General features: G+C 55.1%; 24 protein-coding genes. 14 read left to right on the top strand and 10 right to left on the bottom strand.

What is annotated here, in order from left to right:
* Nucleotides 1-23: 23 nt before the first annotated feature.
* The 6 genes from ACP86_RS02085 to ACP86_RS22540 all read right to left on the bottom strand — a co-directional run bounded on the left by ACP86_RS02085 (nt 24) and on the right by ACP86_RS22540 (nt 5923).
* The gene (locus ACP86_RS02085; RefSeq protein WP_053112562.1) at nt 24-2024 is read right to left on the bottom strand and encodes a hypothetical protein; all 2001 of its coding nucleotides are present in this window, start codon (nt 2022-2024) and stop codon (nt 24-26) included.
* Between the two features lie 213 nt (nt 2025-2237).
* Entirely contained in the window at nt 2238-2564 is a 327-nt protein-coding gene (locus tag ACP86_RS02080; protein ID WP_008171327.1) for a type II toxin-antitoxin system RelE/ParE family toxin, read from the bottom strand.
* Nucleotides 2565-2569: 5 nt separating this feature from the next.
* Nucleotides 2570-2851: a type II toxin-antitoxin system ParD family antitoxin gene (locus ACP86_RS02075; RefSeq protein ID WP_008171329.1), complete on the bottom strand. Its 282-nt coding sequence runs from the start codon at nt 2849-2851 to the stop codon at nt 2570-2572.
* 79 nt (nt 2852-2930) lie between these two features.
* Nucleotides 2931-3233 carry a type II toxin-antitoxin system prevent-host-death family antitoxin gene (locus ACP86_RS02070; RefSeq protein WP_008171331.1) on the bottom strand — a complete coding sequence of 101 codons (303 nt, stop codon included), beginning with the start codon at nt 3231-3233 and terminating at the stop codon, nt 2931-2933.
* 145 nt (nt 3234-3378) lie between these two features.
* Nucleotides 3379-5571, bottom strand: coding sequence for a flagellin (locus ACP86_RS23585; RefSeq protein ID WP_053112560.1), 2193 nt, complete (start codon nt 5569-5571; stop codon nt 3379-3381).
* Nucleotides 5572-5647: 76 nt separating this feature from the next.
* Nucleotides 5648-5923 carry a hypothetical protein gene (locus ACP86_RS22540; RefSeq protein WP_141201821.1) on the bottom strand — a complete coding sequence of 92 codons (276 nt, stop codon included), beginning with the start codon at nt 5921-5923 and terminating at the stop codon, nt 5648-5650.
* Between the two features lie 32 nt (nt 5924-5955).
* On the opposite strand from ACP86_RS22540, the gene ACP86_RS23415 reads away from it, so the two are divergent.
* The 8 genes from ACP86_RS23415 (at nt 5956) to ACP86_RS02025 (ending at nt 14044) form a co-directional block, all read left to right on the top strand.
* Nucleotides 5956-7800: a flagellin gene (locus tag ACP86_RS23415; RefSeq protein ID WP_053112559.1), complete on the top strand. Its 1845-nt coding sequence runs from the start codon at nt 5956-5958 to the stop codon at nt 7798-7800.
* Nucleotides 7801-7870: 70 nt separating this feature from the next.
* Nucleotides 7871-8305, top strand: a complete 435-nt coding sequence (locus tag ACP86_RS02055; protein ID WP_053112557.1) for a flagellar protein FlaG — start codon at nt 7871-7873, stop codon at nt 8303-8305.
* A gap of 248 nt (nt 8306-8553) precedes the next feature.
* Nucleotides 8554-10518, top strand: coding sequence for a flagellar filament capping protein FliD (fliD, locus tag ACP86_RS02050; protein WP_053112555.1), 1965 nt, complete (start codon nt 8554-8556; stop codon nt 10516-10518).
* Nucleotides 10519-10589: 71 nt separating this feature from the next.
* Nucleotides 10590-10988: a flagellar export chaperone FliS gene (fliS, locus tag ACP86_RS02045; RefSeq protein ID WP_053112554.1), complete on the top strand. Its 399-nt coding sequence runs from the start codon at nt 10590-10592 to the stop codon at nt 10986-10988.
* A gap of 129 nt (nt 10989-11117) precedes the next feature.
* The gene (locus ACP86_RS02040; protein ID WP_053112552.1) at nt 11118-12329 is read left to right on the top strand and encodes an argininosuccinate synthase; all 1212 of its coding nucleotides are present in this window, start codon (nt 11118-11120) and stop codon (nt 12327-12329) included.
* Nucleotides 12330-12464: 135 nt separating this feature from the next.
* Nucleotides 12465-13478, top strand: a complete 1014-nt coding sequence (locus ACP86_RS02035) for an AraC family transcriptional regulator (protein WP_053112551.1) — start codon at nt 12465-12467, stop codon at nt 13476-13478.
* Nucleotides 13479-13507: 29 nt separating this feature from the next.
* On the top strand, nt 13508-13774 hold the full coding sequence (locus ACP86_RS02030) for a DUF4160 domain-containing protein (protein ID WP_053112549.1): 267 nt from the start codon (nt 13508-13510) through the stop codon (nt 13772-13774).
* A gap of 9 nt (nt 13775-13783) precedes the next feature.
* Nucleotides 13784-14044, top strand: coding sequence for a DUF2442 domain-containing protein (locus ACP86_RS02025; protein ID WP_053112546.1), 261 nt, complete (start codon nt 13784-13786; stop codon nt 14042-14044).
* A gap of 242 nt (nt 14045-14286) precedes the next feature.
* Here the strand turns inward: ACP86_RS02025 and ACP86_RS02020 are convergent, their stop codons facing one another.
* Nucleotides 14287-15258 (bottom strand): response regulator, encoded by a 972-nt coding sequence (locus ACP86_RS02020; RefSeq protein WP_053112544.1) that lies wholly within the window; start codon nt 15256-15258, stop codon nt 14287-14289.
* A 177-nt stretch (nt 15259-15435) separates the two neighbouring features.
* Between ACP86_RS02020 and ACP86_RS02015 the strand changes: the two genes are divergently transcribed.
* From ACP86_RS02015 to ACP86_RS21940, 3 genes are all read left to right on the top strand, one after another.
* Complete coding sequence (locus ACP86_RS02015; RefSeq protein ID WP_008171349.1) at nt 15436-15918, top strand: YajQ family cyclic di-GMP-binding protein; 483 nt, start codon at nt 15436-15438, stop codon at nt 15916-15918.
* 78 nt (nt 15919-15996) lie between these two features.
* Complete coding sequence (locus ACP86_RS02010; RefSeq protein WP_008171351.1) at nt 15997-17334, top strand: AmpG family muropeptide MFS transporter; 1338 nt, start codon at nt 15997-15999, stop codon at nt 17332-17334.
* Nucleotides 17334-17642: an MGMT family protein gene (locus ACP86_RS21940; protein ID WP_008171353.1), complete on the top strand. Its 309-nt coding sequence runs from the start codon at nt 17334-17336 to the stop codon at nt 17640-17642. Before ACP86_RS02010 ends, ACP86_RS21940 begins: the two co-directional genes overlap by 1 nt.
* Here ACP86_RS21940 and ACP86_RS02005 read toward each other — a convergent pair.
* The 3 genes from ACP86_RS02005 to ACP86_RS01995 all read right to left on the bottom strand — a co-directional run bounded on the left by ACP86_RS02005 (nt 17599) and on the right by ACP86_RS01995 (nt 19899).
* Complete coding sequence (locus ACP86_RS02005; RefSeq protein WP_053112542.1) at nt 17599-18783, bottom strand: type II toxin-antitoxin system HipA family toxin; 1185 nt, start codon at nt 18781-18783, stop codon at nt 17599-17601. The two genes, ACP86_RS21940 and ACP86_RS02005, sit on opposite strands and share 44 nt — an antisense overlap.
* Nucleotides 18773-19015, bottom strand: a complete 243-nt coding sequence (locus tag ACP86_RS02000) for a helix-turn-helix transcriptional regulator (RefSeq protein ID WP_053112540.1) — start codon at nt 19013-19015, stop codon at nt 18773-18775. Before ACP86_RS02000 ends, ACP86_RS02005 begins: the two co-directional genes overlap by 11 nt.
* A 122-nt stretch (nt 19016-19137) precedes the next feature.
* Nucleotides 19138-19899: an SDR family oxidoreductase gene (locus tag ACP86_RS01995; RefSeq protein WP_053112537.1), complete on the bottom strand. Its 762-nt coding sequence runs from the start codon at nt 19897-19899 to the stop codon at nt 19138-19140.
* Nucleotides 19900-20058: 159 nt separating this feature from the next.
* On the opposite strand from ACP86_RS01995, the gene ACP86_RS01990 reads away from it, so the two are divergent.
* From ACP86_RS01990 to groL, 3 genes are all read left to right on the top strand, one after another.
* A complete protein-coding gene (locus tag ACP86_RS01990; protein ID WP_053112535.1) occupies nt 20059-20607 on the top strand; it encodes an FxsA family protein in 549 nt (182 codons plus the stop codon).
* Between the two features lie 194 nt (nt 20608-20801).
* Nucleotides 20802-21089 (top strand): co-chaperone GroES, encoded by a 288-nt coding sequence (groES, locus tag ACP86_RS01985; protein WP_053112533.1) that lies wholly within the window; start codon nt 20802-20804, stop codon nt 21087-21089.
* A 78-nt stretch (nt 21090-21167) separates the two neighbouring features.
* Nucleotides 21168-22820 (top strand): chaperonin GroEL, encoded by a 1653-nt coding sequence (groL, locus tag ACP86_RS01980; protein ID WP_053112530.1) that lies wholly within the window; start codon nt 21168-21170, stop codon nt 22818-22820.
* Nucleotides 22821-22885: the final 65 nt, after the last annotated feature.

Genomic DNA, 22885 nt, shown 5'->3' with positions numbered 1-22885 from the left:
TTCATCTGACCCCAAGTTCAATCTCACCGCCGCTTCACAAAATAAACACTCAAATTCTGCCCCATCAGACTCTGCACCTCACTGCCCAGCGCCTCCGCCTGAATCTGCTTCTGAACCGGCCCGGTTGCCAGGCTGTGGCCATCCACATCCCGCGCTTTTACGAGCTTCCATTCCACCTCGTTGCTGGCCATCGCCATCAAATCTTTTAGCTGGGCAGTGTCCTGCGGCCGGAACCATCTGTCCCGGCAGCCGCCGAGGCTGTAGAAATCGGCGTCGGCGGTCAGTTCCTGCCAGGCGGCATCGTTTCTGTTGGCAAGAACCATCCTGCGTAACTGACGCAGCGTCTGACGGGTGGGTTGAAGCTTGTGCTCGGCAACCAGTTTGCGAATCTGTTTGTCGCCGGAGGTTTGCTCGGCAATGGCGGTGTGCATGTGTACCACGGCGCCGGAGCCGGTGGCCTGGTTAACCAGAGCCGCCAGAGACAGGGTGGTCATGGCCGGTGAGGGCAGGCGACCGACTTCAATCCAGTGCACCTGATGGCCATCGGCCACGAAACGCTGGGCAACGGACCAGGGCCAGAACACAATATTGTCCCTGCCCATGTCGTTAGCCATGCGGGTGGCCTTGGCGATATTGGCGAGGGATTCATCCACCGCGATCACTTCCACATCGTCCAGGTAACTGGCCAGTTCCATGGCGCGCTGGCCGGACTGGGCGCCGCAGACCATGAGGCGAAGAGTGGCAGGCAGGTTGTCGATGCGCCGCCCCAGCTCCGTTGCCATCAGGGTTTTCAAGCTGCTTTCTGTGCGGCAGGCCAGCTGTGACCAGGCAGGCCATGCCTGGGGAACATCGGTCTTATCCAGGCAGAGTTCCTCGGCCTTCTCATCGAAATTTTGTTTGATGGCCTCTTCTTCGGCCCGATCGTAATAGCTGGCGGCCAGAACTGGCTGCAGTGCCAGGGGCCAGTCCACCAGGTTCCACTGGCCAAGTTGCACCGCGAAGGGCTGGTGGAAGAGGGCGCCATACATTGCGCTGATCATCAGTGAGCCGATGAGCCCGTCCTGTTCCTCACCAAGGGCGAACTGGGCCTGGATGCTGTCGTTGATAGCAGAGGCCAGTCGTTCTTCATCGTCTTCAGCTGCCAGGGCATAGCCGGTTCTGTCGGCGTATTGAGCGAGGGCCAGTGTCAGGCGTTGCAGTTCGTCGCGAAGTTCAACGGTTTGTGCGACTTCGGCAATGATTGCCCGACGCAGCAGGGTAACCAGCTCTTCCACCGCAGGATTGGGCATCAGGGTTTTCTGGAGGGCCAGGATCAGCAGTTCGTCTTCACTGGCAGCCTCAAGGGAAATCTGTGCGTCCGGGTTATCCAGGCCATATTGGTGATTAATAATGGCGCTGACAAACCGGCCCAATTCCTGATGTGGCAGACCATCCCGCTGGAGAAGGGCGATAGCATCCTGGGCCAGGGCGGAATCCGCCTTGTTTACTTCCAGGTGTTGGGCGCAAGTGAGCATCCCGCTGTATACGGAATCCCATTCAGCGCCGGTTTCCAGAAGCTTGCGATAATGCAAATAAGCCACATCAAACTGCCCCTGCAGTCGCTTGGAATGGGCAACGCCACAGAAAGCGGCGGCAGATTGCCGGTCACACTCCAGGGCCTGCAGGAAATACTGCTCCGCAAGCGCCGGTCGCTCGGTTTTAAGTGCCCAGTAACCCAGGTTGCAATACTGCTGAACCTGGCCCGGCTGATGGTCCAGGCTGGCGTTGAACAGGGTGTGTGCCTTCTCAAGCTGCCCGTCGTCCATCTCCACACGGCCAAGCAATCCCAGCCCACCGGCATTCTGCGGCTCCAGAGCCAGCGCCTCGTTCAGATAGCCCCGGCATTCCTGCCGGGCCTTTAGCCGCCGGATATGGCTGAGGCCGTTGCTGTTGGATTCCCCATAGGCGAGATTGGCCTGCAGCAGCAGGCGGGCAACCTGGGCCTGTTGGGATTGGGATACCTGGACTTGATGCTTGGCTTGCATGGGACACCTCGTGAATACAGCCGCCATCAGGAGCGGCAAAGGTCTGCAGTTATTGGGCGGTTTGCCGTGCTTTGAGGGAGGTGTTGCGAAAGGTGTGCCAGTTCTCTAAATCAACCGAACAGGCCCTGGATAGCGTGCAACCAGCTCATCAGAGGTAAGTAGCAAGAAACCCTCTGCCTGGGCAACCTGCCGCTTAAGTGCGAATTTCACAGATTAAAGGTGTTCCCTGAAATCCATGGATTCATGCAAGATGCGTACGATAACGATTTTCTGCTCATGCTCCTTGAAAAAGAGAATGTGCCTGGCCTTCTTCCCGGCCCTCTGCACCTGCATACTTAGGATACCGGGAAGCACTTCCGATCGCTCTTTGGCTAATGGATGTGCAGGGCCTGACCGGGATAGCTCCTGGAGCGCGTTACCTATTAAGGCGCTGTAACGAACCGCCTGGTCACGCCCGAAGTTTTCCTCTGTGTGGAGGATTACTTGATCGAGATCCTCACTTGCCTTTTGTGCAAGCTCTACCGTCCATAGTTGAGCCATCTGCTTCAATCCTTGCGAGCGAGGTCAGCGGCGCGGCTTTTAAAATAGTCTGTAATTTCTTCGCCGACTCCAAGGCTTACAGTGCGCCCATTCTCGATGTCATCCAGACCTTCGGCCAATGCCTCGCGCAGTTTCAGGAGTTTGTTCTGGTATTGCAGTTCTTGCTCTTCTACCAGACGCAATCCTTCACGCAGAATTTCGCTTACATTCTGGTAGCGCCCCGTTTTTACAAGGGCGCCAACCAACTGCTCCTGGTGGTTGGTCAAAACGATATTTCGGGTTGCCATAGGAAGTCTCCCTCTAATGTGCATTGGCATATAATGCCATCGGGTGATCTGCCTGCCAAGACTCGGGTAACTTTCTTCGTCAGTTACCCTGGACCAGCCGCACTGGCCCCGGATAACGTGCAACCAGCTCATCAGAGGTAAATAGCAAAAAGCCCTCAGTCTCTGCCTGGGCAACCAGAATCCGGTCGAAATCGTCTGGCATTGTGAACTCACCAGCCATGAAGCCGATTCTCTTTTGCTGGCCTGCTTCCGGGGAATTGTAAGCTGTTACGCGGGCAACCGGTTTGCCGGCTTTTGCAATAATGAAGGCTTCACCTTTGGCTGCACGGGCAACCAGTTGTGACAGCCGGGTTTTTGCTTCATGCATGTTGATGGATTCCATGGATTGCGCCCCTGAGCTTAGCTAATAAGACTTAGTCTAACGTCCAGTTTTTGTGCGAGCCACCGTGAAAAAAACAGCAATCTAAAACCAAAACCGCCGGGCTATTAGCCCGGCGGTTTTGGTTTCACTGTCTAGTTTAGCGCCGTTATCCCTGCAGTAACTGCAACACCTGCTGTGGCCTTGCGTTCGCCTGGGCCAGTACCGACAGGCCAGCCTGCTGGAGGACCTGGGTTCGGGCCAGTTCGGCGGATTCCGCTGCGAAGTCTGCGTCCCGGATTCGGCTCAGGGATGCTGAAAGGTTCTCAGATGTAGTTGCTAAGTTTGCGATGGTTGATTCGAAACGGTTTTGGACGGCGCCGAGTTCGGCACGGAAGCCGTTGATTGAATCGATAGCGTAGTCAACTGCAATCATGGCGAGGTCTGCACCCTCGCGTGTAGAGATATCGATATCGATCATTGAAACCGTATCGTTCTCGACTGTTGAAACGACAGACTGGATCGTTTCAGTAGCCGGGTCGAACGCGCCGTCTCTATCAAGGTCGGCCTGAATGTTGATGTTGAACGGTTCACCGAATTGTGAGGAGAAGAAAATCTCATCATTATCAGCATTAAGGTTTGCCTGAATTCCGGTATCGTTGGATTTCGCATTCACCTGGCTAACGATATCGTTGATGGATGTTACATTCTCGAAAGAATAGATCTCTCCATTGATATCGACATTGAAGTTGTATGCCTCTCCCTCGTTAAAGCGGTCAACCAGGGTGATCGATTCAACAGCGGGTATAGGGCTTGTGCTGGATACCGAGTTGTTGGGTTCTCCACCGTCTGCGGCGTTGAAGCCTGTGACTGAGTAAGAGTTGCCTGTGTCACTATTGTTTATCTCTAGCACATTCCCATTAGCTGTGACACTGAGGTTTGTAAAACCTTCATTTGTCAGTGCATTGCTGATGCTGCTTGCCAGATTGCCGATGCCGAGCGATGTGCCCGCACTCAATTCGAAGTTCACGGGTGTGCCGTCAATACTGAGAGAGCCGGTTACGCCTGAGTCGAAATTTAGACTGGAGATGTCTGTGGTTATGGCTTGAGTTGTACTCGTTGTGGTCCCAGCAGTGGCGTTTACTGTGCCGGTGTTTATTGTATTGGCAGTAGGGGTTACATTATCACTGACCGAAACGCTCGTTAGTGTGTAAGCGGTGTCGTCCGTCTTGTTCCGGATATCGATCGCTGTACCGTTAACAACGGCTTCCAAATCGCCGTCAAGCCCCTCGCCCTGAAGGCTGCTGTTTATTTCCCCCGCTAGAGTGGAGAGGTCATTAGCGACATTGCCCGTGAGGGAAAAGTTAACTGTCCCGGTACCGCCGTTACCGTCGTCATACCCAAAGGAGCCGGAGACATCGGTGTCAAGATCCAGAGTGTTTGCACCAGCATAGAGTTCAGTATCTTGCGGAGCGAAAGCTGCTGCATTAAGTGGGTCGACGTCAAGGCCTGTAACTGAAACCTGCGTGCCCGTATCATCACTAATCGAAATATCTGCGGTGACAGGAGTATCTCCTGTGTTGGCGAATACAATCGAGTTGCCGTCAGTCGACAGTTCTGCTGTCACACCCGTAAGGGTTGTGGTATTGGCGATCCCACTATTAATAGCTGTTGCTAAGGAACCAGGATCGGATACTGAACTAGTATCCACTGTCACCGATTGCCCGCCCAATGTAATGTTTACCGTCAGCCCGGCGTTCAAATCTATATCGGAGACGTTCACCAACGTTTCACCCGGATCCCCCTGAGCGACTTCGAACTCAGAAAAACCGACGGTTTCCTTTAATACTGAGCCAATCTGACTGCCCCGAGAATCAAGCCCACTAATGGCAATAGTCTCCCCAGTATTCGCCCCTACCTGAAAAGTTTGTGTCTCAAACGTGCCATCAAGCACCTTCAAGCCGTTGAATGAAGTCTGAGCAGCAATCCGGTTGATTTCCTCAATCCGCTGCTGAACTTCCTGGTTCAGAGCCTGACGGTCCGAGATACTGTTGGTTGCGTTGGCAGACTGAACCGCCAGCTCACGAATCCGCTGCAGGTTGTTGGTGATCTCATCCATTGCGCCTTCTGCAGTCTGAGCGAGAGAAATGCCGTCATTGGCATTCCGCTGTGCCTGGTTCAAACCAGCAATTTGCGACTGAAAGCGCTCAGAGATCGCGAGGCCAGCGGCATCGTCCTTGGCAGAGTTGATGCGCAAGCCGGAGGATAAGCGTTCTAAAGCCACATTTGCCTGACTCTGCGAGGCGTTCAGATTGCGTTGTGCATTCAGCGAAGCAATGTTGGTATTAATGACCTGAGGCATATCTATTCTCCCTGCTCAGAGGTGCCGGAAGCCTGGTGCCCGATCGTTAATGGGAACCCTTGCCGGCTGAAATTCGTTAAATTGCCGTTTTGCAGGGTGATAAGCGAAGGGTGTGCCAGTTTTTGTGATCTAAACTTATCTTTATGTTTTTAAATGGGTTTTCAGTTCTGGTGACCGTTTCAGGAAAACATTGCGCGCCAAAGTGCTGCCGCTTGAAAGGAATCGAATTGCCGGTTTTACATTTGTTAACAAAAACAGCGAAATTTTTTCTAAAGCAACCGGAGGTGGCGCCGTTAAGCGGAGTAACAGGGCGGCGCTCCCAAACTGAAAACGGGCGCCAGACCTTTTCCATGAAATAACGACACCAGTCGAAGGAGAAGCATTATGGCTCTCGGTATTAACACTAACGTGGCGTCACTGTCCGCTCAGAATCAGCTCAGCAAGTCGCAGGGCATGAACGATCAGGCGTTGGAGCGTCTTTCCTCAGGCCTGCGCATCAACTCTGCCAAAGACGATGCCGCCGGTCTGGCCATTTCTACGCGTTTCAGCTCACAGATCTCCGGTTTGAACGTGGCAACCCGTAACGCCAATGATGCGATTTCTTTGTCCCAGACCGCCGAAGGCGCGCTGGACGAGATCACCAACAACCTGCAGCGTATTCGTGAGCTGGCCGTTCAGTCTGCCAACTCCACCAACAGTTCTTCCGATCGTGATGCGCTGAACCAGGAAGTGCAGCAGCGGATTCAGGAAGTGAACCGTATTGCGGGGCAGACTGCATTTAACGGTCTGAAAGTGCTCGACGGCAGCTTTGGTGACGCAGTTTTCCAGGTTGGCGCCAACGTCGGTGAGACGATTGGTCTTGACCTGAGCACTAGTGTTCGTACCAGCGCTGTTGGTGGTATTGCTCAGTCGGATTCGGTAGATCTGAGTACTGTTATCACCGAGGGGCAAGATGCGGTCGCAGGCTCCTACACGACCGGTGATCTATCTAGTCTCAACTTCTCGACAGCTGGCTCCGGTGCAGTGGCCGAAGTTTACACGGCTACAACGGCTATCGCGAGTGCGACCAACTTTGATAGTACCAACTATGATTTCTCGGCGGAGCAGGTTTCCTTTGACGTATCAGCAGATGGTGGAACAACAACCGATAACGTTACTTTAGATGACAACTATGGTAATGAAGCAGATTTCTTGACCGCCCTTAATGGCCAACTAACAGATGTTACTGCCACTGTTGAAAGTGGTAACTTAGTTTTCACAGCGAATAATGCTGGTGCAGCTGAGATTTCCGTAAGCAATTACAACGGCAATGCGGCTGGTTCTACCACCATCGGCGATTTTGTCACCGGCTCGGTTACGACAGAGGGCGCGGATGCTGTTGCCACCAGCAACCTCGTATTCGACGTTGACGGCAACACCGTAACTCTCAACAGTGACTACACTGGCGATATCGCCAGTGCCGTAAATGATATTCAAAGCCAACTGGATAGTGCTACATCTTCTGGACTTTACACCGTTGAAGCCGTAGATGCCGACAGCTTCAGCATCACCAGCTCCACTCCAGGTGCAACACCTGCCACAGTGGTTAATAATTTCCAGACCTCGTCAATTACGGGCGCGAGCGGCGGAACTCAGGTGACAGCAGCAGATGCTTTGCTCGCTGAAGACATCACTCTGGGTGCTGACGAGCTGACTTTCCAGTTTGGCGATGCAGATCCTTTGGCAGTTGCGGCGGGTACCTACACCACAGCGGAATCGTTCGTTGATGCGGTAAATGCAACGCTGGGTGGTAACGCAAGTGCTGTTCTGGGTGATGACAATGTACTGACGATCACGTCCGGTGAGGACTTCAGTGTTGCCACGACGGGTGCCGAAGCATCCAGTGTCTTTACCGCCGGTGACGTTACTGCATCAGGCAGCCTTAACGATGCGAACGTCTCTACCGTTGATGGTGCGAACGAAGCCATCCAGCGAGTGGATGCAGCGTTGACCTCCGTAAGCGACCTGCGCAGCACCTTCGGTGCAATCCAGAACCGCTTCGAGTCCACCATCGCGAACCTGAGTACCTCTGTAGAGAACCTCAGCGCCTCCAATAGCCGTATCCTGGACGCTGACTTCGCGGCAGAAACTGCTAACCTGGCTAAATCCCAGGTGCTGCAGCAGGCCGGTATCTCCGTTCTGGCGCAGGCAAATGCCCGTCCGCAGCAGGTTCTGTCCCTCCTGCAGTAAGGGGCTAGCGGTAACGGCCGGAACCTTCGGGTTCCGGCTTAACGCCGTTTGAGGATAGCGAGGTAAAGCTATGAATGACGTTAACCTGAACAGCCCGGATCTGAAGCTGGTTCGTGCCACTGAACAAGCACCGGCTCGGGCAATTTCGTCATCTCAGGCCGAAGGCAGGAATGCCTCCGACCTTGCTGGTTCGTCTGCCGCGGTCGGCCAGGTTCAGAATCCCGAGGCAGCTTCAGATGTGTCGAAAGCTGAAAAGCTTCAGGCCCGGAATGAAGCTCAGCGGGAACAACTGGATGATGCGGTGAGCCAGCTGAACGACTTTGTTCAGAGTGTGCAGCGGGATCTGCAGTTTGAAGTGGATAATGATCTTGGTCAGACCATCGTAAAAGTCGTTGATCAGTCGACCAAAGAAGTTATCCGCCAGATTCCGGATGAACTGGCATTGAGGTTGGCAGAAAACTTGCAGCAGGATGAACCGCTGACGTTGTTTAATATTAAAGTGTAAAGGCGTTCGCTTTTACGCAGATATAAACGACGGTATTTCAGCACCGCCGCACCCGTTAAGGGCCGGCGGTGTTCTGCGTTTTGGCGTACAGGTAAAAATGGGGTCAGAAGAAGGCTTTCTTCTGACCCCGGAGTAGCCCATTTTGTTACATGGTGTTACAAATCGGCAGAAGAAAAAGGCAAAGTTTTGCCGCTTTTTGCCGATAAACTGAACAATGAAGAGATTCGCCCCCTCGAGGAGGCATGAGTATGGCAAGTATTTCATCGTTGGGTATTGGTTCAGGTGTTCTGACCTCTGATCTTGTGGATCAGCTGGTGGCAGCAGAGCGCGCGCCTACTGAAAACCGATTGAACCAGAAAACCGAGCGTACGGATGCGCTTATTTCTGCCTATGGCAAATTGCGCAGTGCGGTGACTGAGTTGCGTTTGCCTATGAGGCAGTTGGGCTCGGCCGATGCGATGAAATCTTTTTCCGCCACCTCGTCCGGAAGTAATGTTGAGGTGTCGGTGGATGCGGGTAAGGCTGCCCGCGGTTCCTATAGTGTGGATGTGGTGAGCCTGGCGGAATCTCAGGCGTTGGCAAGTGCTGAAGCATTTGCGGACCGCGATGCCACTAGTGTTGGCCGTGGCACTATGACGCTCCAGGTGGGTGACAAGACCACCGAGATCACCATTGATTCCAGCAACGACACACTGCAGGGCTTGGCGAATGCTATTAATGAGGCAAACGCGGGTGTTTCTGCCGGTGTGATTGATACCGGAGACGGGTACCGGCTTACGCTATCAGCTGATGAAACCGGCACGGCCAACGCGGTGAAGATCACGGCGACTGAAGAAGCTGGCGCGGAAGGTCTCGCACGATTTGAGTTTGATCCGGCGGATGCTGCTGCCAATCCGGGCATGGAGCAGACCATCGCTGCTGCAGATGCGGTGATGAAGATTAACGGCGTTCAGGTCAGCCGCTCTACAAACACGATCGAAAACGTGGTTGATGGGCTGACCTTCAACGTAACGGACACCGGCAAGTCCACTGTTAAGGTGGAGCAGGACACGGCCGCAGTCGCCGAGCGGGTTCAGGCTTTTGTTGATAAATTCAATGAACTGCAGCAGACCATAACCGAGTTGTCCTCCTTCGACAGCGAATCGGGCCAGGGCAGCATTCTGACCGGTGATGCCACCGTTCGTAATATCCAGGCCCAGCTCAGGCGGGTACTGACCGACATCGTCCCCGGGCTTGAGAATGCCAGTGTTCGGAGTATGGCTGATGTTGGTATCAGCACCGATTTCCGTACTGGCCAATTACAGTTCGATAGCCAAAGGTTTCAGCAGGAGCTCCGCGAAAATCCGGATGATGTTACCGCTCTTTTTGCTGAGCAGGGGCGTACCGATGATTCCCAGGTAGAGTTTGTCCGCAGTGGCTCGAATACCCTGGCTGGTAGTTACGATATCAATGTAACCCAGATGGCCAGTCGCGGAGCTTTGAACTATGGCGTTGGCGCTGCAGATACCATTGGTGTCCAGGCGGATAACAGTTTCACGTTTCAGGTTGACGGAGAGACCAGCGCAACGGTTTCGATTGCGGTAGGTAACTATTCCGGCAGCGATTTTGCGGCCGCAATCCAGCAGGCTCTGGCTGATAACTCCGCGCTCAGTGCTGCGGGGCGATCTGTCCAGGTTGATTACAGTGATACGGACGGTCTCACGTTTACTTCCAATCGGTTTGGAGGTGAGTCCAACGTAAGTATTACTGGCTTGAGCAATGTGACAGGCCTGTCCACAGCCTCCGGAAATGCCGGCCAGGATGTTGAGGGCACGATTAATGGCCAGGCCGCCGAAGGTGATGGCCAGGTTCTGTTTCTGTCAAATAATTCCGGTGGCAACGCCGCTGGATTGCAGGTACGAATCACCGGCGGCGACGTTGGTAATCGTGGGTCTGTGAACTTTATTGAAGGCGTGAGTGAGCGTGCGGTTGATGCCATTACCGGTATTTTGGCCGCCGATGGTTCCCTGAGCAATCGTACAGAGGCACTGAATCGTGAGCTTGGGCGGATTGAGGAAGACCGCCAGCGCCTGGAGTTGAGGATTCAGTCCTATCAAGAGCGGTTGGTTAGCCAGTTCAGCGCCGCTGATTCTCTGATTGCACAGCTGAACAGCACTCGGGATTATGTCAGCCAGCAGCTGGCGGCCCTGGCACCAAATTCAAGTAATGAATAACGCGGCTTTTCTGCAAAGTAGAGCTCGACAAAGTAAGGCAAGACCGCTAACACGGTAAATTGAGGTTAAATATGAACGGTTTGCAGGCTTATCAGCGCGTCAGTAACCAGACCAGTACTATGGATGCGGATCCGCACAGGCTGATTCAGCTGCTGTATAACGGCGCGATTGAGCGCATCAATATGGCCAAGGCCCGGATTCAGGCCAAGGATTATGCGGGAAAGGGTAAGCTGATCAATAAGGCCATTGAGATCATTGGCGGGCTTCGTTCATTCCTGGACTTTGAGAAAGGTGGTGAACTGGCTGCCCGCCTTGAGGCGCTTTATGACTACATGGAGCGGACTCTCCTGGAAGCCAGTGCAAAGAATGATACGGCCAAGCTGGATGAAGTGCTGAATCTGCTTCGTTCCGTTAAAGAGGGTTGGGACGGTATTCGGGAAGAGGCTATTGGTCAGCAAGCGGCTGGCTGATTAATAACCCCCTCTCCCCAACCCCTCTCCCGCCAGGGGAGAGGGGCTTTATAGCCATTCCCCCCGCTCTCCCGTACAATACTGCCCTTATTTTCAACACATCCATTCTGTTCAGTCTGGAGCAAGGGCATGTCTGATATCAAAAAGGTGGTGCTGGCCTATTCCGGTGGCCTGGATACTTCCGTCATCGTGCGGTGGTTGCAGGATACCTACAACTGTGAGGTGGTGACCTTCACTGCCGACATCGGCCAGGGCGAGGAAGTTGAGCCGGCGCGGGCGAAAGCCGAGGCGTTGGGCGTCAAGGAAATCTACATCGAGGATCTGCGCGAGGAGTTTGTGCGCGATTACGTGTTCCCGATGTTCCGCGCGAACACCATCTACGAGGGTGAGTACCTGCTGGGTACGTCCATTGCCCGTCCTCTGATTGCCAAGCGTTTGATCGATATCGCCAACGAGACTGGGGCCGATGCGATTTCCCACGGTGCGACCGGCAAGGGTAATGACCAGGTGCGTTTCGAGCTCGGTGCCTACGCGCTGAAGCCAGGTGTGAAGGTGATTGCGCCCTGGCGTGAGTGGGATCTGAATTCCCGCGAGAAGCTGCTGGCCTACTGCGATGAGCGCAACATTCCGGTGGAGAAGAAGAAGGGCAAGAGCCCGTACTCCATGGATGCTAACTTGCTGCACATTTCCTACGAAGGCATCAATCTGGAAGATCCCTGGGCGGAAGCCGAGGAAGATATGTGGCGCTGGAGTGTGTCTCCGGAAGCCGCGCCGGATGAGCCGACCTACGTTGAGCTGACCTACAAGAAGGGCGACATTGTTGCCATTGATGGTCAGGACATGAAGCCCCACGTGGTTCTGGAAACCCTGAACAAGTTGGCCGGTGCCAATGGTATTGGCCGTCTGGATATCGTTGAGAACCGCTATGTGGGCATGAAGTCCCGCGGCTGTTACGAAACCCCGGGCGGCACCATCATGCTGCGTGCCCACCGTGCCATTGAGTCCATCACCCTGGACCGCGAAGTGGCGCACCTGAAAGACAGCATCATGCCGCGCTACGCCGAGGTGATTTACAACGGTTACTGGTGGTCCCCGGAGCGTGAGGCTTTGCAGGCTCTGATTGATCAGACCCAGCACTATGTAAACGGCACTGTTCGCCTGAAGCTCTACAAGGGCAATGTGGATGTGGTTGGCCGTAAGTCTGAGGATTCTCTGTTCGACGAGAAGATTGCTACCTTTGAGGAAGATCAGGGTGCATACGATCAGAAGGATGCGGAAGGCTTCATCAAGCTGAATGCCCTGCGTCTGCGAATTGCTGCTGGCAAAGGCCGCAAGCTTTAGAGCGTGAACTTGGGGTCAGATGAAAATGGGATGAAAAGTCATCTGACCCCATTTTCATCTGACCCCGTTTTCATCCACAATCCGGCGTTTTTGGTTATACTCTTCGACAAAATGCCAACAACGATTTAAGTCACCATGCCCCCTCTCGGAACCGCTTCCGTCTCTGCCCTGCGCCAATATGTTCGCTACGCCGATGCCAAAGGCATTGATACCACCCGTCTTTTCAGCAAAGCGGGCCTTGAGCTGAACATTCTCGATACCGGTGACGGTCGCCTGAACGGCGAGCAGTTTCAAATCTTTATCCGCCTGCTTGCCGAAACAACGGGTAATCCTATTCTCGGCCTGGAAACCGGTGATTACGTGCAGCCGGGCTCCTATAGCGTGCTTGGTTACATAACGATGAGTTGTGTGACGCTTGGAGAGGCTGTCACTCGAATTGCACCCTATGAAAAGTTGGTGGGAGATATGGGCACCACGGGGCTGCGGATGAATGGTGATGAAGTGTCTCTGGTGTGGACCTGCAACTTTACGGATCCGCTGGTATGGCCCCAGGTAGTGGACAATGTGTTTGCCTCATGGATCAACTATGCCCGTTGGCTGGCGGATAACCGGAAGGCTTCGCCGCTGCGGGTACAGCTTCGGCGTTCCTCCCCGGGGAGCGATTACGAGAAGGCCTATGCAGAGCGTTGGCAGTGCCCGGTGGAATTTAGTGCCGAAGAGGACTGCGTAATCCTGCGCCAGAGTCTTCTGTCCACACGCCTGCGCCAGCCAGACCCGCTGTTGCGCAAGACCCTGGAAACTCATGCGTTATCACAGTTGGCCCTGCTGGATTCTGATACGGATCTGACCAGCCGGGTAAAACAGAGTATTCAGAAACAACTTGCGGATGGAGTCACCCGGCAGGATATGATTGCTGAAGATCTGGGTATGACCAGCCGCACCCTGCAACGCAAGCTGGGTCAGGAGGGGGTGTCCTACCAGAAGCTGTTGGATGAAGTCCGCCAGCAGATGGCTGAAGACTACCTGCGAAACACCGAAATGAGTATTCCCGATATCGCCTTCCGGCTGGGGTACAGCGAGACGACATCCTTCCACCGCAAGTTCAAGGCGGTGATGGGCCAGACTCCGGGGGATTTTCGTAAAAACTGAATGTGGATGGCAAGCCAAGGAGAGCAAAAATGCCAGTAATCTCGATGTTCTATGGCATTCTGATAAGAATGTACCTGTTGGATAATAATCATCACAATCTTCCACACATTCATGCTCGGTACGCAGAGTTTGAAGCATCGGTGAGTCTGCATGATGGAGAGTTGCTCGCCGGTACCCTACCGAGAAAACAGCTCCGTCTCGTTCAGGCATGGATTGAGCTTCACAGGGAAGAATTGCTGGTAGACTGGGATTTGGCTGTTCATGGGGAGCTACCCTTCAGGGTTGCTCCGCTCTAGGAGGTGCGGATGTATTGGGATATAAAGAGTGTTGAGGCGCTGGATGACTATAAGCTGAAGGTAGTACGTGTTGATGGCCTGGAAGGTGTTCTGGATATGTCGCCTTACCTTGAAAAAGGCATTTTTCGTGAGTTGAAAGATACGGATTATTTCCGGCAGGCAGGCATCACCTATGGTGCAATCACCTGGCCCAATGGTCAGGATATTGCCCCGGAGACGGTTGAGCAGGAGTTAAAGCGGTCGGCGTTATTGAAAGTTTCCGAAGGGTAATGGGTGTCAGGCTTATAATAAAAAGGCCAGCTAAAAAGCTGGCCCAAAAAACAAGGAAAGAACGAAAGTGCCTGAAAAATTCGTTAATCCGGTGGATTCGATTCCCCATATGGCGGCGGAGGTACTGCACTGCTCCTCCACCATGGGGGATACTGCTTAAATCCACAATTGCAGAATAAGTCGTCCGGCCTTTCCTGTCTGTTTGTGAAGTGTGTATCAGTGTTACCGAGTGTGTCGCCGCTTCAGGCGGTCGCTCCGATCTCCGGCGCAGTCTCGGTAAACCGACGCGTATCATAGGCATCCACCAGCCCCTGCACCGCGGCCCGTTCCATATCCTGGATCGAGGGCGTGCCGTTCTGGGCGTCGGCTTTGCAAAGTACCATGCCGGCTTCCACGGAAATATAGCCGGCGGTGGTTTTCAGAGCCTTGTGGTTGATGCCGTCGAACACGCGCCGGAAGGCGGTGGTTGTGCAATGGTCGCTGTTCGGGAAGTAGGCAATGATGGCGAACTGGTTGTCGCCGACGCGGCACAGGGCATCAATAGGGCGTATCAGGGTGCTCAGGCGGCGGGCGATGCCGATGCCCAGCTCACTCATCACCGTGGGCGGGTGTTTGCGCTTGAGCTCCTGCCAGTTTCGAATGCCGCACAGGACGTAAGCAGAGCAGCCGCCGCGGGATTCAGCGTGGCGCAGCATCTTGGTCAGCCGCTCGCGGCCGTATTTGGTGTTGCAGAGGCCGGTTTCCAGATCAATGATGTTGGTGGATTCCAGTTCCCGGTTGTTCTCGATCAGCAGTGAGTTTGCCTTCAACAGGGTATTCTGGCGGTCGGCCATTCGGTCTGCCGCGAAGATACGGGGGATCAGTTGCTTGGTCATGTCGGACTTGTATATGAAGTCGTCCACGCCCCGGTCGAAGGCTTCCGAGAGGGCCTCGACGCTTTCCCTTGCGGTGAGCAGGATCACGTAGGTGTAATGGTTGTTCTGTTCGTCCTGCTGGCGGACCTGATCGGTCAGTTCCAGGCCATCCATCTCAGGCATCAGCCAGTCGGCGATCAGCACGCTCACCGGTCGCTGTTCGATCAGTTGAAGGGCTTCCGGGGCATCGTTGACGATGCGCACGTCGCGATATCCGGCCTTTCGCAGGGTGCGTCCTACCACCATACTGCTGAATTTCGCGTCGTCTACTACGAGGATGGGAAGGTCCAGATTTGGCATTGTTATCTACTTTTTACCAGTCCATTGTCAGGTGCGGTATAAGCTGCAGGTTGGTATGATCCCCTGCAAATCAAACGGGCGCAGAATGCGAACCCGGGGTCAGATGAAAGCTTGCATCTGACCCCTTTTTCAGCTTTTCCCAAGTATACCCGCTTAGCTTAACGGAGAATAACGACCATGCCGTCTTTTGACATTGTTTCAGAAATCGATATGCACGAAGTCACCAATGCGGTCGACCAGGCCAAGCGCGAACTGGGCAATCGCTGGGACTTCAAGAACGTTGAAGCCGACATTGAGCTGGACGACAAGGGCATTACTATCAGCGCCGAGCAGGAGTTCCAGCTCGAGCAGTTGCTGGATATGCTGCGGATGGCGTTTGCCAAGCGCAATATCGATGCCCGCGCGCTGGCCGAGGACGGCGACAGCAAGTCCGGCAAGCTGGTCAAACAGCACCTGCTGCTGAAGCAGGGCATTGAAACCGATATGGCCAAGAAGATCGTGAAGATGATCAAGGACCAGAAGATGAAGGTCCAGGCCAGTATCCAGGGCGACAAAGTGCGAGTGACCGGCAAGAAGCGGGATGATCTTCAGGAAGCGATCGCCATGCTGCGCGAAGCTGAGCTGGATATCCCGCTGCAGTTCAATAATTTCCGCGACTGATCCGGAGGCTTCACCATCTTAACCGGCACCCGCCTGACCCTGATTCGGGATACGCTTTACACCTACACCCGTTGGCAGGTGATCGCCCTGTTATTCCTGGGGTTCTCGGCGGGTTTGCCGTTTCTGCTGGTGTTTTCCACCCTTAACGCCCGGCTGGCGGATGTCGGGGTGGAAACCGCCACCATCGGTTTTTTCAGCTGGCTGGGTATTACCTATTCCATCAAGGTGTTCTGGGCACCGGTTGTGGACCGCCTGAAACTGCCGTTGCTCGACCGGCTTTTGGGCAAGCGGCGGAGCTGGATTATCTTTGCGCAGGCGGGTATTGCTACGGGGCTGTATCTGATGGCTCACGTGGATGCCACGGCAGCGCCTGAAATGATGGCTCTTTGCGGCCTGCTGGTGGCCTTTTCCTCCGCCACTCAGGATGTGGCCATTGATGCCTACCGCATCGAGATTGCCGAGGAGCGGCTGCAGGCGGCGCTGGCCGCAACGTATATCTTCGGTTACCGTCTGGCGCTTCTGGTGGCCGGCGCCGGGGCTCTTTACCTGGCGGAATTCTGGTCCTGGCAGGTGTCCTATGAGGTGATGGCGGCCCTCGTAGGCGTTGGCGCACTCACCGTTCTCATCGTTCGCGAGCCCAGCGTGAACCACTTTGCTGCCGCCCAGGACATTGCTCACAAGATTGAGCAGGAGGCCGCCAGGCGCACCCATCTGAATCCGCGCCTGGCGAGACTGGTTGGCTGGTTCTACGCTGCTGTCGCAGGCCCGTTCCTGGATTTTTTCAGGCGGTACAAGGAGCTGGCGCTGGTCATCCTGCTCATGGTTGCCGTGTACCGTATCTCGGACATTGCCATGGGCGTCATGGCCAATCCCTTTTACCTGGACTTCATGGGGTTCAGCAAAACCCAGGTGGCTGATGTGACCAAGATCTTCGGCTTCTTCATGACCATAGCCGGTTCGCTGGTTGGTGGGGTTATGGTGGTTCGCTACGGGGTTCGTCGAATTCTTCTGCTGGGGGCGATCATGACGGCCGCCACCAATCTTCTGTTCGTCGTTCTGGCCCAGTACCCGCCCAACATCGTTACCCTGGCCGCGGTGGTCAGCGCCGATAACCTCAGTGGCGGTATTGCCAACGTGGCCCTGATTGCCTGGCTCTCCAGTATGACCAGTGCCTCGTTTACGGCAACGCAGTACGCCCTGTTCAGTTCCCTGATGACCCTGCCAGGCAAGTTCTTGGGGGGCTTCTCCGGCATTGTCGTCGCGGGCTTCGGATATGCGGAATTTTTCCTGGTGGCCGGCATAATGGGCGTCCCTGCTATTTTGTTGGCCATGTTCATGATCCGAAATGGCCATCGATTGGATGCGCTAGCGCCGCGGAATGAATCAAAGCCTGATGCAGAACCGGTGAGCCCTTGATGCCCGAACCAACCAAAGATCAGAAGATCTGGCAAGTTGTACTGGCTGTCCCGGAGGGGAGGGTGGTCAGTTACGGTCAGGTTGCGGAGATGGCGGGATTAGGCCGGCAGGCGAGATATATCGGAAAGGCGTTGGGCAAGCTGCCAGAAGGGCATGCGGTGCCCTGGTATCGGGTGATTCGCAGTAACGGCCAGATTGCATTTCCCGCGGGGTCCGAGAAATATCGGGAGCAGGTAAGCCGGCTTGAAGCCGAGGGTGTCGAAGTCACCGACGGGCGGGTTTCGATGTCGCGATATTGTTGGCAATGAGCGTCTGGAGGTGAGCCAACAGCTCCGCTTTTTCTCCGGCAGGTTCCCGTGAAAGCCGGTCCGCGATATAGAGGTGAACCGTTGCAATTGCCCTCAGGCACTCCTCGTACAACTCTCTGGCTTTGATCGCACTCAGGTCACAGACCTGAACTCCAAACCGCTCCATATGTTTTCTCGGCCACCATTTCTTGCTGCCCATGAGGGTGAGAGCGGAGATATCCTGCCTGATATAGGCGGTTGTGCACACGACATCGTAGGCGGGCGCCAGTCTGATGGAATCAATGCTCTCGTAGACCAGGCCAAAGTTCTTCAGGTGGGCGTCGCCATTTTGCAGGATATTGTTCAGGACCATCATCTTGAAAAACTGTTCAAGGGAGGCCTTCTTGTTCTCTGCGCTAACAAACGTTTTGATGGTTTTGGCAATTTGCTCGTAGCTGCCGGTGTACTTTTCTTCCCGCTGTTTTGCCTGAAGCACACACATGTCTTCAAAGCCAAGCGCCTCGCCGCTGTCTTTCAAATCGAACCGCTTCATGATGAACAGGGATTCGTCATCCGATAGATAGAATTCGGGAACGGGAATTCCGGCGTACTGGCAGGCGAGCATGCAGCAGTATTCGTTGAGAGCCAGTTCGGGATAGTCAGGGCCCCAGGCTTTGACGATGTAGTCTTCAAGGCGGAGTGTCGCCTTGTTTTCCAGTGTCGCGAGGACTTTGGGCTGTACCCCACTCAAAGCAGAGCGAAGCGCAAACCGTGACACCAGCTCCTCGAACAGGTCGGGGTTGTCAGAGTGCAAGAGTTTTTCGAGGCTCAATGAAGTCTCGCCAGAGTGGTCATCAGGGTTGAACTCGACCCTGCCACGAATATTCGGCGCCAGGAGTCGAAGAAGCCCAAAGTCGCCGGTATCCGTAAGTTTGGCAAACTGCTTTTTGATTACCGAGAGCAGGTAGCCCTCCGGCAGATGCATCTCGAAAACCGGGTGCAGCTGGGGATGGCTATAATCTTTTTTTCGGACCGGCATGGTCAGCGAGACGAAGGCGTCAGGATTGGCTTTCTCGGAATAGCTGAAGACAAATTCGCCTGACTCGCGGAACAGTTTCCCGGCAGGTCTGTGATTCACATGAACGTCCAACTCATCGCTCATCACGCAGCTCCTCCAGGGTCGGGAACGGAGACTTCTCCCGGATGGCTAGCTCCTTACCCAGGTAGTCGAGTATTTTCATAACCTTGCGGATGCCGATGTCGCCAGATCGCCCGTTTTCCAGCGCATTTATGGTGGCGCGAGAGATGCCGAGGTGGTCTGCCATTTTTTGCTGGGAGACGCCTTGTTGTTGGCGGAATGCAGAGATTTCGTGTCCGAGGGTCTGAAAATCCATTGCCGGCCTGTTCTGACTAAAATAATTTACATTATTGTCTCTATCTTTCGATATGTAAAGTATTTTAGCTGTATGCTGGCTCGTCCCTGAGCTGGCCTCACTTCTCTGATGGATCTGAGGGATTACAGTCTCAGAGCTCCATCCACCTCAAGCATGCGCCCGGACATATAGTCGTTCTCAAAGATGAACGCCGCGGCCGAGGCAATCTCTTCCGGCTTGCCCATACGCTTCAGCGGAATGCCGGCGGTCATTTTTTCCAGGGCTTCCGGTTTCATGGAGGCGGTCATTTCGGTTTCGATGAAGCCCGGGGCGATACCGGCACAGCGGATGCCGTGGCGGGCGAGTTCCCTGGCCCAGACCGGAACCAGGGCGGAGACGCCGGCTTTGGCGGCGGAGTAGTTGCTCTGGCCCATGTTGCCGGCGCGGGAGATGGAGGCAATGTTGATGATCGCGCCCTGGTCGCCGTTCTTGATCATCCGGGTGGCGGCTTCGCGGCCGCAGAGGAAGACGCCGGTGAGGTTGACGTCGATCACGGCCTGCCACTGGGACAGCTCCATTCGGCGCTCAACTTCGCCATCCTTCACTTTGACCATCAGGCCGTCCCGCAGGATGCCGGCGTTGTTAATCAGGCCATTGAGGTAGCCGAAGTCTTTGATGATGGCTTCAAAGGTTCTTTCCACGTCTTCTTCTTTGGCGACGTTGCAGACGTAGCTTCTGGCCTCTGAGCCCGCGGCCACGCAGGCGGTGACGGCGTCGTCCAGCTTCTCCGGCATCAGGTCGATGAGCGCGACTTTTGCCCCTCTGGCGGCAAGGTATTCGCCCATGGCGCGGCCAAGGCCCTGGCCGCCGCCGGTAATTGCAATCACGGAATCTTGAAGTTTCATGTTTTGCCCTAACTACTGTTATCAGGTGGTTTTACGGTTGCTGTGCGTCTGTGCGGTTATTTTTGTGCGCGGAGTATACCAAATACGACTATGGTGGGGTTTTATCCTTGTTGGGTTAGCGAAGCGTAGCCCGACAAGATCCGAAACAATGGAGGCACTTTGTCCGTTTTCCTTTTTCTCTTCATTGTCATGCCCATCGCCGAGATGGCGGTCCTGATCCAGGTCGGCGGCATGATTGGTGTGCTCAATACCATCGGGCTGGTGCTGCTGACCGCCGTGATTGGTGCGTGGCTGCTTCGCCAGCAGGGGTTGGCAACGCTTTTGAAAGCCAATCAGCGACTGAACAGTGGCGAACTGCCGGCCAAGGAGGTTGCCGAGGGGCTGATTCTTGCGATTGGTGGTGCACTGTTGCTGACACCTGGCTTTATTACCGACACGGTCGGGTTTCTGTGCCTGATCCCGGGCACTCGCCACTGGCTCGCAGCACAGGCGCTCAAGCGCATGGTCGTTGCTGGTCAAAGCCGTGGCAGCAGTTTCTATTTTCGCGCCGGTGGCGGTTCCAATCCGTTCGGGCAGGATCCGTTTGGTGGCCGGGAGAACCCGTTCGGCCGGCAGCGGCCTTTTGATCGGGACAGCAATGGCGACATTATCGAAGGCGAGTACCAGGATGAGACGGAATCCGATCGGGACCGGATCGAAAAAAAGTGAAAAAATTTTCTCTCCGGGGTGTTGAAAACATCTACCAGCTACCCCAGATAGAAACCACAAGTTCGCTGCGGGCTGATTTCCACTGAAAACAGTTGGTTATCCAGCCGGGCAATTTGTCGGACCAGGCGTTGCCTGTCCGACCTACATCAACAATGTCATTGCCACATTAATCTGACTATTGGAGAAACCGAGCAATGAAAATTCGTCCGCTACACGATCGTGTTGTCGTGCGCCGTAAGGAAGAAGAAGAGAAAACTGCGGGTGGCATCGTGCTGCCGGGTAACGCCAAAGAGAAGCCTTCCCAGGGCGAGGTGATTGCCGTTGGTAACGGTCGCATCCTGGATAATGGCGAAACCCGCTCACTGGCGGTCAAGGTGGGTGACACCGTGGTCTTCGGCCAGTACGCCGGTAACACCGTCAAGATCGACGGCGAAGAGCTTCTCATCATGAGCGAGAGCGACATCTACGGCGTGCTTGAGTGATCGCTGAGGCGAATCGCACGAACTCTCATTAATCCGATTGATTCAACGACTTCGGTTTAACGAACAGGAATAGAAGACATGGCAGCAAAAGACGTTAAATTCGGTGATAGCGCGCGTAAGCGCATGGTCGCGGGCGTCAACGTTCTGGCAGACGCGGTTAGAGTGACCCTTGGCCCGAAAGGCCGTAACGTGGTTCTGGAAAAATCCTTCGGCGCGCCGACCATCACCAAAGATGGTGTTTCCGTGGCCAAGGAAATCGAACTGTCTGACAAGTTCGAGAACATGGGCGCCCAGATGGTGAAAGAAGTGGCATCCCAGGCCAACGACACAGCTGGTGACGGTACCACCACTGCAACCGTTCTGGCTCAGTCCATCGTTAACGAGGGCGTGAAGGCTGTTACTGCCGGCATGAACCCGATGGATCTGAAGCGTGGCATCGACAAGGCCACGACCGAAGCTGTGAAGGCGATCCGCGAGATGGCCAAGCCCTGCGACGACAGCAAGATGATTGCCCAGGTTGGCACCATCTCTGCCAACGGCGACGAGACCATCGGCAAGATCATCGCCGATGCGATGCAGAAGGTTGGCAAGGAAGGCGTCATCACCGTTGAGGAAGGCCGTGGCCTGGAAGACGAGCTGGACGTGGTTGAAGGTATGCAGTTCGACCGTGGCTTCCTGTCTCCGTACTTCATCAACAACCAGGACAACATGTCTGCCGAGCTGGAAGACCCTTACATCCTGCTGGTAGACAAGAAGATCTCCAACATCCGCGAACTGTTGCCGGTGCTGGAGTCTGTTGCCAAGGCTGGCAAGCCGCTGCAGATCATCGCTGAAGATATCGAAGGCGAAGCGCTTGCGACTCTGGTAGTGAACAACATGCGTGGCATCGTGAAAGTCAACGCCGTGAAGGCACCTGGCTTTGGTGACCGTCGCAAGGAAATGCTGCAGGACATCGCGATTCTGTCCGGCGGTACAGTAATCTCTGAAGAAGTCGGCCTGACTCTTGAGAACACTACCCTGGATGACCTGGGCACTGCCAAGCGCGTGAACGTCACCAAGGAAAACACCACCATCATCGGCGGTGCTGGTGCGCAGGCGGACATCGAAGCTCGCGTAGAGCAGATCCGCAAGCAGATCGAAGACAGCTCTTCCGACTACGACAAGGAAAAGCTGCAGGAGCGTGTTGCCAAGCTGGCTGGCGGTGTTGCCGTTATCAAGGTTGGTGCCGGTTCCGAAGTGGAAATGAAAGAGAAGAAGGCCCGCGTTGAAGACGCGCTGCACTCTACCCGCGCTGCGGTTGAAGAGGGCATTGTGCCGGGCGGCGGCGTTACCCTGATCCGTGCCATCGCGGCTCTGGACAAGGTCGATGCCATTAACGAAGAGCAGAAAGCCGGTGTGAACATCCTGCGCCGCGCCATGGAAGCTCCCCTGCGCCAGATCGTTTACAACGCAGGCGGTGAGTCTTCTGTAGTGGTTGCCAAGGTTCGCGAAGGCGAAGGCTCCTTCGGCTACAACGCTGCTACCGAAGCCTACGGCGACATGCTGGAAATGGGTATCCTGGATCCTGCCAAGGTCACCCGTTCCGCGCTGCAGGCGGCCGCTTCCGTGGCTTCCCTGATCATCACCACCGAGGCGATGGTTGCGGATGAGCCGCAGGACGAGTCTGCCGGCGGTGGTATGCCGGACATGGGTGGCATGGGCGGAATGGGAGGCATGGGTGGCATGATGTAATGCCGGCCTGATCCCAGGCGCGCTCCACACTTCGGGGCGCTGCCCGATCACCCCTGAAAACCCCG

Origin of the sequence: Marinobacter sp. CP1 (genome assembly GCF_001266795.1) — a bacterium.
Taxonomy (GTDB): Bacteria; Pseudomonadota; Gammaproteobacteria; order Pseudomonadales; family Oleiphilaceae; genus Marinobacter; species Marinobacter flavimaris.
Note: the sequence above shows the minus strand (reverse complement) of the source record. Positions and strands in the feature narration are given on the sequence as shown.